Annotated in this window: 15 protein-coding genes; 4 read left to right on the top strand and 11 right to left on the bottom strand. The window is 67.3% G+C overall.

Annotated elements, in window-relative coordinates; all coding sequences use genetic code 11:
• Positions 1 to 120: 120 nt before the first annotated feature.
• Positions 121 to 2778 carry a DNA mismatch repair protein MutS gene (mutS, locus tag LMA02_RS10590; RefSeq protein WP_228904769.1) on the top strand — a complete coding sequence of 886 codons (2658 nt, stop codon included), beginning with the start codon at positions 121 to 123 and terminating at the stop codon, positions 2776 to 2778.
• Positions 2759 to 4018, top strand: a complete 1260-nt coding sequence (locus LMA02_RS10595) for a hypothetical protein (protein ID WP_228904771.1) — start codon at positions 2759 to 2761, stop codon at positions 4016 to 4018. Before mutS ends, LMA02_RS10595 begins: the two co-directional genes overlap by 20 nt.
• Here the strand turns inward: LMA02_RS10595 and LMA02_RS10600 are convergent.
• Complete coding sequence (locus LMA02_RS10600) at positions 3998 to 4546, bottom strand: FKBP-type peptidyl-prolyl cis-trans isomerase (RefSeq protein WP_166722624.1); 549 nt, start codon at positions 4544 to 4546, stop codon at positions 3998 to 4000. The two genes, LMA02_RS10595 and LMA02_RS10600, sit on opposite strands and share 21 nt — an antisense overlap.
• Positions 4547 to 4578: 32 nt before the next feature.
• Between LMA02_RS10600 and LMA02_RS10605 the strand changes: the two genes are divergently transcribed.
• Positions 4579 to 5799 (top strand): cupin domain-containing protein, encoded by a 1221-nt coding sequence (locus tag LMA02_RS10605; RefSeq protein WP_228904772.1) that lies wholly within the window; start codon positions 4579 to 4581, stop codon positions 5797 to 5799.
• 54 nt (positions 5800 to 5853) lie between these two features.
• Positions 5854 to 6099, top strand: coding sequence for a hypothetical protein (locus LMA02_RS35530; protein WP_011657350.1), 246 nt, complete (start codon positions 5854 to 5856; stop codon positions 6097 to 6099).
• Positions 6100 to 6119: 20 nt separating this feature from the next.
• On the opposite strand, the gene LMA02_RS10610 is transcribed toward LMA02_RS35530, so the two are convergent.
• The 10 genes from LMA02_RS10610 to LMA02_RS10655 form a co-directional block, all read right to left on the bottom strand.
• Complete coding sequence (locus LMA02_RS10610) at positions 6120 to 6302, bottom strand: hypothetical protein (RefSeq protein WP_011657351.1); 183 nt, start codon at positions 6300 to 6302, stop codon at positions 6120 to 6122.
• A gap of 112 nt (positions 6303 to 6414) precedes the next feature.
• Positions 6415 to 7191 carry an MBL fold metallo-hydrolase gene (locus LMA02_RS10615; RefSeq protein WP_228904774.1) on the bottom strand — a complete coding sequence of 259 codons (777 nt, stop codon included), beginning with the start codon at positions 7189 to 7191 and terminating at the stop codon, positions 6415 to 6417.
• A gap of 4 nt (positions 7192 to 7195) precedes the next feature.
• Complete coding sequence (bamC, locus tag LMA02_RS10620; protein WP_006751603.1) at positions 7196 to 8338, bottom strand: outer membrane protein assembly factor BamC; 1143 nt, start codon at positions 8336 to 8338, stop codon at positions 7196 to 7198.
• Between the two features lie 108 nt (positions 8339 to 8446).
• Complete coding sequence (dapA, locus tag LMA02_RS10625) at positions 8447 to 9352, bottom strand: 4-hydroxy-tetrahydrodipicolinate synthase (protein WP_006751602.1); 906 nt, start codon at positions 9350 to 9352, stop codon at positions 8447 to 8449.
• Between the two features lie 47 nt (positions 9353 to 9399).
• Positions 9400 to 10002, bottom strand: coding sequence for a class I SAM-dependent methyltransferase (locus LMA02_RS10630; protein ID WP_228904777.1), 603 nt, complete (start codon positions 10000 to 10002; stop codon positions 9400 to 9402).
• A gap of 9 nt (positions 10003 to 10011) precedes the next feature.
• Positions 10012 to 11214, bottom strand: a complete 1203-nt coding sequence (locus LMA02_RS10635; RefSeq protein ID WP_011657355.1) for a tryptophan--tRNA ligase — start codon at positions 11212 to 11214, stop codon at positions 10012 to 10014.
• Positions 11215 to 11222: 8 nt separating this feature from the next.
• Positions 11223 to 11885: a site-2 protease family protein gene (locus LMA02_RS10640; RefSeq protein WP_011657356.1), complete on the bottom strand. Its 663-nt coding sequence runs from the start codon at positions 11883 to 11885 to the stop codon at positions 11223 to 11225.
• Between the two features lie 49 nt (positions 11886 to 11934).
• Complete coding sequence (locus tag LMA02_RS10645) at positions 11935 to 12567, bottom strand: L-threonylcarbamoyladenylate synthase (RefSeq protein WP_228904778.1); 633 nt, start codon at positions 12565 to 12567, stop codon at positions 11935 to 11937.
• Between the two features lie 72 nt (positions 12568 to 12639).
• Complete coding sequence (locus LMA02_RS10650) at positions 12640 to 13470, bottom strand: 3',5'-nucleoside bisphosphate phosphatase (RefSeq protein ID WP_228904781.1); 831 nt, start codon at positions 13468 to 13470, stop codon at positions 12640 to 12642.
• Positions 13471 to 13552: 82 nt separating this feature from the next.
• On the bottom strand, positions 13553 to 14443 hold the full coding sequence (locus LMA02_RS10655) for an alpha/beta fold hydrolase (RefSeq protein WP_228904782.1): 891 nt from the start codon (positions 14441 to 14443) through the stop codon (positions 13553 to 13555).
• Between the last annotated feature and the right edge of the window lie 96 nt (positions 14444 to 14539).

Consider the following 14539-nt stretch of genomic DNA (forward strand, 5'->3'; position numbering starts at 1 on the left):
AGCCCCCTGTCGCTGCCGATTCCCCAACCCCTGCAACTGGCCAAACGGCGAACTTCGCGCGTGTCCATCCGGCCCACTGGTAAACTCGGGCAACTCAAGCAACAACTTTACGCCGGATCTATGACCACGCTGTCGCCCGAGGCCTTTGCTGGCCACACCCCGATGATGCAGCAGTACCTGCGCATCAAGGCCGATCACCCCGACACGCTCGTCTTCTACCGGATGGGCGACTTCTACGAGTTGTTCTTCGAAGACGCGGAGAAAGCCGCGCGCCTGCTCGACCTGACCCTCACCCAACGCGGCGCATCGGCCGGCACGCCGATCAAGATGGCCGGCGTCCCGCACCACGCGGTCGAACAGTATCTGGCGAAGCTCGTGAAGATGGGCGAATCGGTCGCGATCTGCGAGCAGATCGGCGACCCGGCCACGTCGAAGGGGCCGGTCGAGCGCAAGGTCGTGCGCGTCGTCACGCCCGGCACGCTGACCGATGCCGCCCTGCTGTCCGACAAGAACGACGTCTACCTGCTTGCAATGTGCACGGGCCACAACAAGCGTGGCGTCGCGGTCAACATCGGCCTCGCGTGGCTGAACCTCGCGAGCGGCGCACTGCGGCTCGCCGAAATCGAACCCGACCAGCTCGGCGCCGCGCTCGAACGCATCCGGCCGGCCGAGATCCTGACGGCGGACGGCGCAACCGACGCGGTGCCCGCAGGCGCCGGCGCGATCAAGCGCGTGCCGGCATGGCACTTCGACATCGCATCGGGCACGCAGCGCCTGTGCGACCAGCTCGACGTCGCGGGCCTCGACGGCTTCGGCGCGCATTCGCTGACGAGCGCGTGCGGCGCCGCGGGCGCGCTGCTGCTGTACGCGGCGGCCACGCAGGGCCAGCAACTGCGGCACGTGCGCAGCCTGAAGGTCGAGAACGAAACGGAATACATCGGGCTCGATCCGGCGACACGCCGCAACCTCGAGCTGACCGAAACGCTGCGCGGCACCGAATCGCCGACGCTGTACTCGCTGCTCGACACGTGCTGCACGACGATGGGCAGCCGCCTGCTGCGTCACTGGCTGCATCACCCGCCGCGCGCGTCGGTCGCCGCGCAATCGCGCCAGCAAGCGATCGGCGCACTGCTCGATGCGCCCGCGGACGCGAGCCTCGACGCACTACGCAGCGCGCTGCGTCAGATCGCCGACGTCGAACGGATCACCGGGCGTCTCGCGCTGCTGTCCGCGCGGCCGCGCGACCTGTCGAGCCTGCGCGATACGTTCGCCGCGCTGCCGGCACTGCGTGAGCGCATCAGCGCGATCGTCGCGAACGCGGATGCGCTCACGCGCGTCGACGCGGCGCTCGCACCGCCCGCCGAATGCCTCGACCTGCTGACGAGCGCGATCGCCCCCGAGCCGGCCGCGATGGTGCGCGACGGCGGCGTGATCGCGCGCGGCTACGACGCGGAGCTCGACGAGCTGCGCGACATCTCCGAGAACTGCGGCCAGTTTCTGATCGATCTCGAAGCGCGCGAGCGCACCCGCACGGGCATCGCGAACCTGCGCGTCGAATACAACAAGGTGCACGGCTTCTACATCGAGGTCACGCGCGGCCAGACCGACAAGGTGCCCGACGATTATCGCCGCCGCCAGACGCTGAAGAATGCCGAGCGCTACATCACGCCCGAACTGAAGACCTTCGAGGACAAGGCGTTGTCCGCGCAGGAGCGCGCACTGGCCCGCGAGCGCGCGCTGTACGACGGCGTGCTGCAGGCGCTGCTGCCGTTCATTCCCGAATGCCAGCGCGTCGCGTCAGCGCTCGCGGAGCTCGACGTGCTCGCCGCGTTCGCCGAGCGTGCCCGCACGCTCGACTGGGTCGCGCCGGCCTTCACCGACGAAATCGGCATCGAGATCGAACAGGGTCGCCACCCGGTCGTCGAAGCGCAGGTCGAGCAGTTCATCGCAAACGACTGCCGGTTCGGCGTCGAGCGCAAGCTGCTGCTGATCACCGGCCCGAACATGGGCGGTAAGTCGACGTTCATGCGCCAGACGGCGCTGATCGCGCTGATGGCGTATATCGGCAGCTACGTGCCCGCGAAGTCGGCCTGCTTCGGCCCGATCGACCGCATCTTCACGCGGATCGGCGCGGCCGACGACCTCGCCGGCGGCCGCTCGACCTTCATGGTCGAGATGACCGAAGCCGCCGCGATCCTCAACGACGCGACGCCGCAAAGCCTCGTGCTGATGGACGAAATCGGCCGCGGCACGTCGACGTTCGACGGCCTCGCGCTTGCGTGGGCCATCGCGCGTCACCTGCTGGCGCAAAACGGCTGCTACACGCTGTTCGCGACGCACTACTTCGAGTTGACGCAACTGCCGGCCGAATTCCCGCAAGCGGCGAACGTCCACCTGTCGGCCGTCGAGCACGGCCACGGCATCGTGTTCCTGCACGCAGTCAACGAAGGTCCGGCGAACCAGAGCTACGGGCTGCAGGTTGCGCAGCTCGCGGGTGTACCGGCGCCGGTGATCCGTGCCGCACGCAAGCATCTCGCGTATCTCGAGCAGCAGTCGGCCACGCAGCACACGCCGCAGCTCGACCTCTTCAGCGCGCCGCCCGCCGCGGCCGACGAACTCGAATGCGCGGATGCGCCGGCGGTGTCCGCCATCCCGCATCCGGCGCTCGAAAAGCTGCGCGACATCGATCCCGACGACCTCAAGCCGCGCGACGCGCTCGACCTGCTGTACGAACTGCGCACGCTCGTCCGCTCGCACGATGCCGACGGGCACGCATAAACGCCTCCCGCAGGGCCGGTCGGCCCGCACCGCCGCCGCCGCGCTAATCGCGGCGGTGCTCGCGCTGGCGCAGGCCGGCGCGCTGGCCGCGCCGCCCAAGCGTGCCTCCGCACCCTACTCGTTCGCGATCGTATCGGGCGTGATCACCGCGCCGGCCGACGAACCGGCCGCGCAGCGACTGTTCGAATCGATCGCGCGCGAGCGCAATCTGGCTTTCGTCGTCTATGCGGGCGACATCAAGGGCACGAAGGAAGCGTGCCGCGACGCGCTGTATACGCAGCGCGGCGCGATCCTGGACGCGTCGCGCGTGCCGCTCGTGTTCATTCCCGGCCATGACGACTGGGTGACGTGCAACACCGCGGCCGGCGGCGGCTACGATCCGGTCGAACGTCTGGACTTCCTGCGGCAGACGCTACTTGCCGACGCGGCGCTGCCCGACCCCGGCGCGCTTCAGATCACCCGCGAAAGCGAAGTCGCCCGATTCCGGCCATATCGCGAAAACGCGCGCTGGATGCATGACGACGTCGTCTACGTCGCGCTGAACGCACCGGCGCCGAACAACCATTACCTGACGGCCGGCGGCCGCAACGGTGAATTCGAGGACCGCATCATCGCGAACGGCTTCTGGATCGACCATGCGGCCGAATATGCGAAGCGGCGCGAAGCGCGCGCGATGGTGGTGATTTTTGAAGGCGATCCGCAGTTCGATCGCTATGAGCGAGCCGAACGCTTTGCGTGGTTGCGCTTCAACCGGCCGCGCATCCGCGATGGCTTCCGCGAGCTGAAACGAACGCTGGTGAAGGCGGCGGCGACTTTCCGCGGCCCGATCCTGGTGATGCACGCGAGCAGCGAGCCGCTTGCGAACGGCTTCCTGATCGATCGCCCGCTGCATGCGGACGACGGTGTGCTGGTGGGAAATGTGACGCGCGTCGCGATCGGACCGCGCCATCCGGCGAATCAGTGGGTGAAGGTGAGCGTGTCGCCGGCACGACAGACGATCTTCAACGTGAGCCTGCAGGACGTGCCGAAGAACCTGCCGATCCCGCCCGCACTGCCGGCCGTGCCGCGCGACGATGTGCCGCTGCCGCAGATGCCGGAAATTCCGGCCTTGCCGGCACTGCCCGACTCGTCGTCGGTCGCGCCGCCGCTGCAAGGCGACGGCGCGACGCCGGGTGCGCCGCCCCCTGCTTCAGGGCCGGCGCCCGGCCTGCCCGCCAGTTCAGTGCAGAGTCCGCCCTGACGGCGTGTCACCGTCACCGTCCTCGTCTTCGTCCTCGTCGACGATTTCGAGGCCTTCCGCGCCGTGCGCGTGCTCATGCTCGATCTCGTCCTCGGTCGCTTCGCGAACGTCCTTGACCGTGAGCGCGAAACGCAGCGCCATGCCCGCGAGCGGGTGGTTGCCGTCGAGCACGACCTTGTCTTCGGCGACGTCGGTGACCGTGTAGATCAGCGAATCCACTTCCTCGTCGCCGTCTTCCGGCGTGCCTTCGAACTGCATGCCCACTTCGAGCGGCTCGGGAAAACGATCGCGCGGCTCGATCTTCACGAGTTCGGGATCGTAGTCGCCGAACGCGTCCTGCGGCTCGAGCTGAATCTGCGCCTGGTAACCGGGCTCGTGGCCGTCGAGCTGTTCCTCGATCTTGGGGAACGTGCCATCATAGCCGCCGTGCAGATAGACCATCGGCTCGTCGCTTTCCTCGATCAGATTGCCTTGTGCATCCGACAGCTTGTAAGTGACAGACACGACGGTGTTTTTTGCGATTTTCATCCAATTCTCCCAAATACAAGTCTCATTATACGATGCGCAACCGGTCTCAAGCCGAACCGCGGGATGCCGCTGCCGCCCCGTTCGGCGCGCCGCCTTCCGATCTTCCCACACCGCTGCTCGGCGGTCTCTCGCCCGCGCAATTCATGCGCCGCTACTGGCAGAAGAAGCCGCTGCTGATCCGCCAGGCGATCCCCGGCGTGAAGCCGCCGGTCACGCGCGACGCGCTTTTCGAACTGGCGGCCGACTATGACGCCGAGTCGCGACTGATCACCCATTTTCGTAACAAGTGGCAACTCGCGCACGGCCCATTCGAGCCGGGCGCGCTGCCAGCCGTGTCGCGCAAGTCCTGGTCCCTGCTCGTGCAGGGGCTCGACCTGCACGTCGATGCGGCACGCGCGCTGCTCGACCGCTTCCGCTTCATCCCGGACGCACGCCTCGACGACCTGATGATTTCGTACGCGACGGACGGCGGCGGCGTCGGCCCGCACTTCGACTCATATGACGTGTTCCTGCTGCAGGTCGAGGGCCGGCGCCGCTGGCGCATCGGCGCGCAGAAGGATCTGTCGCTGCAGCCGGACGTGCCGCTGAAGATCCTCGAGCATTTCGAACCGAGCGACGAGTGGGTGCTGGAGCCGGGCGACATGCTGTACCTGCCCCCGCACATCGCGCACGACGGCGTGGCCGAAGGCGAATGCATGACCTGCTCGATCGGCTTTCGGGCACCGTCCGCCGGCGAGCTGGGCGCGCAATTCCTGTACTACCTCGCGGAACGCGGCGGCCTGCGTGACGAGCGCGGCGACGCACTCTACCGCGACCCGAAGCAGCCGGCGGTCGACACGCCGGCGCAACTGCCGCCGGCGATGGTCGAGCGCGTGGCCGAAATCGTCGATGCGATCCGCTGGCGCAAGCGCGACGTCGCCGAATTCCTCGGCTGCTACCTGAGCGAGCCGAAACCGAGCGTCGTATTCGAGCCGCCGGCACGCCCGCTGTCCGAGGCCGCGTTCGTTACGCAGGCGTCACGCCGAGGCGTGTATCTCGACAGAAGGGCCGCATTGATGTATAACGCGCGATCGTACTTCATTAATGGTGAAGAAGAACCGCTCGAGCAAGCCGGCGAATGGCTGCCCGAACTGGCCAATCTGCGCCATATGGAGGCGAAACGGTTTGTAACACTCTCCCGGGCTCCCTCCATGACAGCCTTGCTGCACGAGTGGTATTGTGCGGGCTGGATACGGGTCGGAAACCGGATTTAGTGAGTTGCCCCGTATGCCCATGCAGATCAAATTCTGTATGGGAAAGACAACGTATTGACCCCGCATTTGTCGACGGTCGATAGGAAAGTGCATATAATTTCCGCCCAAGCCGTAGGGAAGATTCACGCTCTAGAAGTGCGTCTCCACCAGCGGCCCAGGTCGGTGTTGGAGCACATTACCGGTATTGTTTCGCGCTGTTGCTTACCTTTAACCATAAAAGGACGTGATCATGAAGAAATCCCTCCTCGTAGCTTCCCTGTTGGCTGCTGTTGCACTGGCTGCTTGCAACAAGAGCGCTGATCAAGCTGCTTCGTCGGCTGCTAGCGACGCATCGGCTGCTGCTTCGTCGGCTGCTTCGGCAGTTGCTGGTGCTGCGAGCGACGCTTCGGCTGCTGCTTCGTCGGCTTCGGCTGCTGCGAGCGATGCAGCTGCTGCTGTGGCGTCGGCTGCTTCGGCAGCGACGGCTGCTCCGGCTTCGGGCGCAAGCCAGTAAGCCTCAGCATCAGCTGAAAAAAAACCGGCCCTCTGGGCCGGTTTTTTTATGTCTGTCGGTTCCGCATCTCGCGCCCGGCAGCCAGGACGGCCAAGACGCCGCCCCGCCCCTCTTGCGCCCGCTCAGCCGAGCGTCAGCCAGTCGAAGCCCGCGTCCTGCGTGGCCACGACCACCTCCTCCCCGTCCGTTCCCAGCACGCCGGCCAACGCCTGGCGCGCCAGCTCGGGCCGATTGTTCTGCTGGCTCAGGTGCGCCGCGACCAGATGCTGGAGGCGGCTGCGTTCGAGCGACGCGAGGATGTCGGCGGCGGCATCGTTGCTCAGGTGGCCGTGATTGCCGCCGATCCGCGCCTTCAGCGACTGCGGATAGCGGCTCCCGGCCAGCATCGCGGTATCGTGGTTGGATTCGAGCATCAGCGCGTCACAGCCGCTCAGGACAGTCGTGATGTGCGGCGTGGCCATCCCGACGTCGGTCAGCACGCCGAGCCGGCGGCAACCGTCCATAAAGACGAACTGGAGCGGTTCCCGCGCGTCGTGGGGCACCGTATAGGGCATCACGGCCAGATCACGTATCGCGGCCGTCTCGTCGCCCCACAACACGTGGAGATCGACATCGGCCTCGTCCGCGCCGACCGCACGCGCCGTGCCCCAGCTCATGTAGAGCGGCAGCGACCCGCGCCGCGCGAGCGTCAACGCGCTGCCGACGTGGTCGCTGTGTTCGTGGGTGATGAGGATCGCATCGAGATCGTCGATGCCGAGATTCAGGCGGCCGAGGCGGCGCTCGACCTCCTTCGCTGAAAAACCGCAGTCGAGCAGCACGCGGGTGGTCGTCGTGCCGCTCGCGACCTCGACGACCAGTGCGTTGCCTTCGCTGCCGCTACCGAGGCTGGCGAAGCGCACGCGTTCAGTTCAGTTCGGCGTGCAGCAGCGAAATGATCCGCTGCGCGTCCGACGAGTTGTCGACCTTGCCGCTGGCGTCGACCACCGCGACCTGCGTGCCGCTGCCTTGGGCGCGCACGTTGACCAGGTATTCCTTGCCGGGCTTGGCCGCCGCCGGGCCGCCGTAGAACAGCTTGCCGAACAGCCCGTCGCGCTTGAGCTCTTCCATCGTGTTCGCGTAGCGGACCGTGTACAGGCCCTTCTCGCGGTCGCGATTGTCGACCGCGAAATTGGTGCGGTCGAGCGCAAGACCGACCCGCAGCCATGCGCGGTCGAACGATTCAGCCAGTTGCAGCGTCGCGGCGCCGCTGCTCGCGTCGCCAACCTGCGCCGGCGCCGTCGCCGGACGCGCGTCCGTCAGCAGCTGCTTCGCCTGCGCGTCGCTCAGGCCGAACTTCTGCATCAGCTTCGACAGGAACACGGCTTCGAGCACCGGGTTGCGCGGACGCTCTTCCCAGCGCGACGACGTACCGCCCTGCGGACCGACCATCATTTCCTCCATCGCGCTGTGCGTGATCGAGATGTCGGTGTTGCCGTTCGACGTGCGGTTCACGAGCGTACGGAAACGGTCGCGCGTGCCGGACGAGTATGCGAAGTCGATGACCTTGCCGATCGTGCGGCGGAACCAGTCGTCGGGAATGTTCGCGCGGTTCTCGGCCCAGTCGGTGGCCATGATGCCGGTCGACGGTGCGTCGGTCTTCAGCGAGAAGCCGTTCTCCTGCCAGAATTCCTTCAGGATCGGCCACAGCTGCTCAGGCGTGCGCCCGTCCACGACGAGCCAGCGGCGGTCGCCGTCGCGCTCGATATGCATGCCGAGCGGATCCTGCGCGCTCGGGACGCCGTCGGTCGCGTTGCCGGCGGCCGTCGTCGCCCGCGGCGGCAGCGTGCCGAGACCTGCGTTGCTCGGCGGCGCGACGAACTGCTGGGTCGTCGGCACCGGCTTCAGGTCGCTCGGCACCGCGAGCGGCGGCGCCGAACCCGTGTTCTTGTAGTTGACCCGGTCAGGAGCCAGATAGTCGTTCAGCGTATCGCAGCCGGCGAGCGCGCCCAGCGCCAGCGCCACCACCGAAACCTGGATGGCGCGAGATGAAAAGGCGAAACGTTTCATGAAATCCTTCGTCTTGCTAGAGCGCTCGTCAGGAGCGGCGCCGGACGGAGCCGGCCGGTGCGGGTTGATGAGGGGTGCCGGCGGCCGCAGGACGCGGCCGCCTGTGCATCAGGCGAGGACGCCGGCCTCGACCAGGGCCGAACGCACGACATCGTGACAGCGCTCGTCGAGCGGCGTAAGCGGCAGGCGGATGCCGCCCTGCATCTTGCCCATCGCCTGCAGCGCCCACTTCACCGGAATCGGGTTCGCCTCGATGAACAGGTTCTTGTGCAGCGACAGCAGCTTCATGTGCAGCGCGCGCGCCGTGGCGACGTCGCCGGCCAGCGCCGCGCGGCACAGGTCGCTCATCGCGCGCGGTGCGACGTTCGCGGTGACCGAAATGTTGCCGTGGCCGCCGAGCAGCATCAGCGCGATAGCGGTCGGATCGTCGCCGCTGTAGATCGCGAAATGCTTCGGCGCGGCCTTGATCAGGTGCGCGGCGCGATCGATGTTGCCCGTCGCTTCCTTCACGCCGATGATGCCCGGCACCTGCGCGAGGCGCAGCGTCGTCTCGTGCGCCATGTCCGCGACCGTGCGGCCCGGCACGTTGTACAGGATCACCGGCAGGTCGACCGCTTCTGCGATCGACTTGAAGTGCCGGTACATCCCTTCCTGCGTGGGCTTGTTGTAGTACGGCACGACCTGCAGCGTCGCGTCGGCGCCGACGGCCTTCGCGTGCTTCGTCAGTTCGATCGCCTCCGCGGTCGAATTGCCGCCTGCGCCCGCGATGATCGGGATGCGCTTCGCCGCATGCTCGACCGCCGTGCGGATCATCAGGATGTGCTCTTCGACGTTGAGCGTTGCCGACTCGCCACTCGTGCCGACCACGACGATTGCGTCGGTGCCTTCCGCGATGTGCCAGTCGATCAGTTTGCGAAACGCCGGCAGATCGAGACTGCCGTCTTCGAGCATCGGAGTGACGATCGCGGGGATGCTGCCGCGGATTTGAATGCCGTCTTGGGTGCCGTTAGCCATGAAACGCGATTGATTGATGTACCGGTAAACGTTGAGATTGTAGCGGATTAGCCGGGCAGTTCGTAACGTGGAATTCCCGCCCCCGCCGTCGGGGTCGCGCCCTCACGTACCGCGCAGATGCGCTGCACGAACGCCTCGCGCGGCCCGGCGACGAATCCGTCCTCGTAAGCGACCACCCGCAGGCGGCCGCGCACCGCGTCCAGCAACTCGCCCGGTGCGAGCAGGAACGCGGGATTGGACGGTTTGCCGACCGTTTCGTTTCCTTGCGCGAAGGTTTCGTAGATGAGCACACCGCCCGGCGCCACCGCATCGAGCAGATGGGGCCAGAGCGGACGATGCAGATAATGGGTGACGATCACAGCCGCGAACGACGCACCGGCCTGCAGCGGCCAAGGCGCGCCCTCGAGATCGGCGTCGCGCACGTCGACGCCTGCGATCGCCCGCAATGCGGCCAGCGCGGCCGGATCACGGTCGAGCGCGACGACCGGATGCCCGTGCGACGCAAACCAGCGCGCATGGCGGCCGCCGCCCGCGGCGACGTCGAGCACCGCACCGCCCGCCGGGACGAGCCGCGACCACCGGGCGACCCAGCGCGACGGCTCGGTCTGGGCGACGTGGCCGCCCGCGGCGACAATGACGGATTCGCGCATGCCGTCAGCTCAGGTGTACGACAGGCCCATCGCCTCACGCACGTCGCGCATCGTCTCGACCGCGTGCTTGCGCGCCTTGTCGCAGCCGTCCGCGACGATCGCGCGCAGCAGCGACGGATCGTCCATGTACTTCTGCGCGCGCTCGAGCATCGGCTGCTGTTCGCGCAGGATCCCTTCGACGACCGGCTGCTTGCAGTCGAGGCAGCCGATGCCCGCCGAGCGGCAGCCGTGCTGCACCCACTCGTGCGTCGTTGCGTCCGTATAGACCTGGTGCAGCTGCCACACGGGGCACTTGTCGGGATCGCCCGGATCGGTGCGGCGCACGCGCGCCGGATCGGTCGGCATCGTGCGGACCTTCTTCGTGATCGTCTCCGCGTCTTCGCGCAGGCCGATCGTATTGCCGTACGACTTCGACATCTTCTGGCCGTCGAGGCCCGGCATCCGGGACGCTTCGGTCAGGAGCGCCTGCGGCTCGACCAGGATGATCTTGCGCGCGCCTTCGAGATAGCCGAACAGGCGCTCGCGGTCGCTCATCGACAGGCTCTGCGATTCCTGCAGCATCGCGCGCGCCTGTTCGAGCGCCTCGTCGTCGCCCTCCTGCTGGTATGCATTGCGCAGCTCGTGATAGAGCTTCGCGCGCTTGCCGCCGAGCTTCTTCGCGGCTTCGAGCGCCTTCTCCTCGAAGCCCGGCTCGCGGCCGTACAGGTAGTTGAAGCGGCGCGCGATCTCGCGCGTCATCTCGACGTGCGGCACCTGGTCTTCACCGACCGGCACGAGCGAGCCGCGATACAGCAGGATGTCGGCGGCCATCAGCACCGGATAGCCGAGGAAGCCGTAGGTCGACAGATCCTTGTCCTTCAGCTTCTCCATCTGCTCCTTGTAGGTCGGCACGCGCTCGAGCCAGCCGAGCGGCGTGCTCATGCCGAGCAGCAGCGCGAGTTCCGCATGCTCGGGCACCTTGCTCTGGATGAACAGCGTCGCCTGCGCCGGATCGATGCCGGACGCGAGCCAGTCGATCAGCACGTCCCACACGTTCTTCTCGATGACCTCGGGCGTCTCGTAGTGCGTCGTCAGCGCATGCCAGTCGACCACGCAGAAGAAACACGGGTACTCGGACTGCAGCTTCACCCAGTTTTTCAGCACGCCGTGGTAGTGGCCGAGGTGCAGCGACCCGGTGGGTCGCATGCCGGAGAAAATACGATCTGGGAACATGATTGTCGTTAGAAAAGCGAGGCGAAGGGAGACAGGATGGCGCTCAGCACGCCGGCCGCGGCGTTCACGAGCGGACGCAGCCAGAAATTCGTCAGCACGCCCGTCGCGACCAGCGCGAGGACGATGATGAAACCGTACGGCTCGATGCGCGACAGCGCGATCGATTGCTTCGGCGGCAGCAGCGCCGCCAGGATACGGCCGCCGTCGAGCGGCGGCAGCGGAAACAGGTTCAGCACGCCGAGCACCAGGTTCGCGCTGACGCCCGCATAGGCCATCCGCGTGAAGAACGGCTCGTCGACGCCGGCCGCGGGCAGCACGATGGTCAGCACGCCCCAGATCAACGCCTGCACGAAGTTGCAGGCCGGGCCCGCGAGCGCGACCCACAGGCTGCCCCAGCGCGGATTGCGCAGGTTGCCGAACGAGACCGGCACCGGCTTCGCATAGCCGAACAGGAACGCGCCGCCGGTCAGGAAATACATCGCGAGCGGGATCGCGATCGTGCCGAGCGGATCGATGTGGCGCATCGGATTGAAGGACACGCGCCCCATCATGTAGGCGGTGTTGTCGCCGAGCAGGCGCGCGGCATAGCCGTGCGCGGCCTCGTGCAGCGTGATCGCGAAGATCACGGGCAGCGCGTAGACAGCGATGGTCTGTATCAGGGAAGCATCCATATCGCGTTATTGTAACAAGCGCATTCGCGCAAAAATGAACGGCGTGCGCTTACGCGGCCACGAGCCCGAACGGTTCGAGCGCGCCGCGCCCCGCACGCACGAGCTGCGGCTCGTCGCCCGTGAGGTCGATCACCGTCGACGGCTCGCGCGGACACGCACCGCCGTCGATCACGAGATCGACCTGCTTCTCGAGCCGCGCGCGGATGTCTTCCGGATCGTTGAGCGGCTCGTCGTCCGGCGGCAGGATCAGCGTCGTGCCGAGCAGCGGCTGCCCCAGCGATTCGAGCAGCGCGAGCGTGATCGCGTGATCGGGCACGCGCAGCCCGATCGTCTTGCGCGACGGGTGCGACAGCCGGCGCGGCACTTCCTTCGTCGCCTGCAGGATGAACACGTACGAACCCGGCGTCACCGACTTGATCTGTCGATACTGGCGATTGTCCACCATCGCGAAGTTGGCCAGCTCCGACAGGTCGCGCACGAGCAGCGACAGGTGCTGCTTCTCGTCGAGGCCGCGGATGCGGCGCACGCGCTCGACCGCGTCCTTGTCGTCGAGGTGGCACGCGAGCGCGTAGCTCGAATCGGTCGGCATCGCGATCACGCCGCCCTTGCTGACGATGTCCGCGGCCTGCTTGATCAGGCGCGGTTGCGGATTATCGGGATGAATCCTGAAGAACTGGGACATGGGGGCACGTAAAGGGGGAAAAGTCGGATGCGGGCGCGACGGGCACCGCGTGCGGCAAGCGGCCGCTGCGCGTCAGAGCCAGCGTTCCCAGACCGGTTTCAGGTCGGGCGGCAACGGCGGCAGGCCGCCGAGCTCGATGCGGCCCTCGCCCGGCGCGTGGAAATCCGAACCGCGCGACACTTCGAAGCCGAAGCGGCGGGCGACGTCCGCGTATTCGCGGTACTGGTCGGGCGTGTGGCTGCCCGTGATGACCTCGATCGCGCGGCCGCCGAGATCGATGAATTCGCCGAAGAACGCGTCGAATTCGACCGGCGTATAGCGGTAGCGGCCCGGGTGAGCGACCACGGCCTCGCCGCCCGCCGCACGAATCCACGCGACCGCATCGGACAATGTCGCCCAGCGGTGCGGGACGAATCCGGGCTTGCCGTCGCCGAGCAGGCGGTCGAACACGTCGGATGTGGATTCGGCGTGGCCGTGCTCGACGAGAAAGCGCGCAAAGTGGGTACGGGAGATCAGGTCGGGATTCGATACGTACTTCAGCGCGCCTTCATACGCGCCGGGGATGCCGAGCGTCTCGAGCTGCGCGGCGATCGCCTGCGCGCGGGCGGCACGGCCGTGGCGCGTGCGATAGAGGCCGTCGACGAGCGTCGGGTTCGACGGATCGATGTGCAGCCCGACGATGTGCACGGTGCGCGACGCCCACGTGACCGAAATCTCGACGCCGCTCAGGTAGCGCATGCCGAGCGCCTCCGCCTCGCTGCGCGCCGCCGCCTGGCCGCCGATCTCGTCGTGGTCGGTCAGCGCCCACAGCGTCACGCCGCCGGCATGGGCGCGGCGCGCGACGTCGGCAGGCGACAGCAACCCGTCGGAAACATTCGAATGGCAGTGGAGATCAGCGTTCATTGTCGGTATGGCAGGTGAAGCTTCATTCTACTGCAATGCGGCAATTCCGCCGCCCGCCTGCCCTGCCGCTACCGCCGCCCGCCTACGCGCAGAAGGCCTCGATCAGCGCCGCGATCTGCTCCGGCTGGTCATGATGGACCATGTGGCCGGCATCCTCGACGAGCTTTTCGCGCCAGTCGGGGAACGCGCCGAAGCGCGCCTTGAACTCCGGCAGCGGGATATCGCCCGCGAGGTACGCGAGCGTCGGCGAAGCGACGGCCTCGACGTGCAGCACCTTCGCGCGCACCTGCTTCCAGACGGCCATCACCTCGTCGAGCCGGTACAGCATCGGGCCCGCCATCTTGTGCGCGGGGTCCGCCAGCAGGTGGTACAGGCCGTCGTCGCCGCGCTTCGACCAGTGTGCTGCAAGGAATGCGGCGCGGCGCGGATCGAGCCGCGGATTGGTCTTGACCAGCCGGGCCGCCACGTCGTCGAGCGACGCGTACGGGCGCAGCACCGGCGGCTCGCGCAGCTCGTCGAGCCAGCCGCGCAGCCGGCGCGGCGCCTGCTCGGCCCGCGCGGGGGCGAGCCCGAACCCTTCGAGATCGACCACACGCCGCACGCGCTCCGGCCGCGCGCCCGCGTACAGGCATACGACGTTCGCGCCCATGCTGTGCCCGACCAGATTGACTTCGCCGGTCGGCGCATAGTGATCGACGAGCGCATCGAGGTCGCCCAGATATTCGTGGAACCAGTAATGACCGCCGCCGTGCCGTGCGACCGGCCAGTCGGACAGGCCGAAGCCGCGCGCATCCGGCGCGATCACCTGCCAGTCGCCGGCGAGCGCGTCAACGACGAACTGGAACGACGCCGCGACGTCCATCCAGCCGTGCAGCATGAACAGCGTCGGCGCATCGGGCCGGCCCCAGCGCCGCACATGCAGCTTGACGCCGCGCACCGTGACGAAATCGGAAACAGAACTCGAGGCACTCATTGCAGCCGCCGAAAAAAGAATGGTCGTTCGATTATAGCGTTGACGCTTGCGTTCCGGCGGCCGGCAGTCGAGGCCGCTCTCTAGCGCCAGGGAAGC

Source organism: Burkholderia sp. B21-005, assembly GCF_020843965.1.
Classification (GTDB): Bacteria; Pseudomonadota; Gammaproteobacteria; order Burkholderiales; family Burkholderiaceae; genus Burkholderia; species Burkholderia ambifaria.

What these genes read in the sequence shown, in the direction of transcription:
- LMA02_RS10600 (WP_166722624.1), bottom strand. Translation starts at nt 4,546, where the DNA reads ATGAAAATCGCAAAAAACACCGTCGTGTCTGTCACTTACAAGCTGTCG.
- LMA02_RS10650 (WP_228904781.1), bottom strand. Translation starts at nt 13,470, where the DNA reads ATGAACGCTGATCTCCACTGCCATTCGAATGTTTCCGACGGGTTGCTG.
- LMA02_RS10635 (WP_011657355.1), bottom strand. Translation starts at nt 11,214, where the DNA reads ATGTTCCCAGATCGTATTTTCTCCGGCATGCGACCCACCGGGTCGCTG.
- mutS (WP_228904769.1), top strand. Translation starts at nt 121, where the DNA reads ATGACCACGCTGTCGCCCGAGGCCTTTGCTGGCCACACCCCGATGATG.
- LMA02_RS10645 (WP_228904778.1), bottom strand. Translation starts at nt 12,567, where the DNA reads ATGTCCCAGTTCTTCAGGATTCATCCCGATAATCCGCAACCGCGCCTG.
- LMA02_RS10605 (WP_228904772.1), top strand. Translation starts at nt 4,579, where the DNA reads ATGCGCAACCGGTCTCAAGCCGAACCGCGGGATGCCGCTGCCGCCCCG.
- LMA02_RS10655 (WP_228904782.1), bottom strand. Translation starts at nt 14,443, where the DNA reads ATGAGTGCCTCGAGTTCTGTTTCCGATTTCGTCACGGTGCGCGGCGTC.
- LMA02_RS10640 (WP_011657356.1), bottom strand. Translation starts at nt 11,885, where the DNA reads ATGGATGCTTCCCTGATACAGACCATCGCTGTCTACGCGCTGCCCGTG.
- LMA02_RS10610 (WP_011657351.1), bottom strand. Translation starts at nt 6,302, where the DNA reads ATGCTGAGGCTTACTGGCTTGCGCCCGAAGCCGGAGCAGCCGTCGCTG.
- dapA (WP_006751602.1), bottom strand. Translation starts at nt 9,352, where the DNA reads ATGGCTAACGGCACCCAAGACGGCATTCAAATCCGCGGCAGCATCCCC.
- bamC (WP_006751603.1), bottom strand. Translation starts at nt 8,338, where the DNA reads ATGAAACGTTTCGCCTTTTCATCTCGCGCCATCCAGGTTTCGGTGGTG.
- LMA02_RS10630 (WP_228904777.1), bottom strand. Translation starts at nt 10,002, where the DNA reads ATGCGCGAATCCGTCATTGTCGCCGCGGGCGGCCACGTCGCCCAGACC.
- LMA02_RS10595 (WP_228904771.1), top strand. Translation starts at nt 2,759, where the DNA reads ATGCCGACGGGCACGCATAAACGCCTCCCGCAGGGCCGGTCGGCCCGC.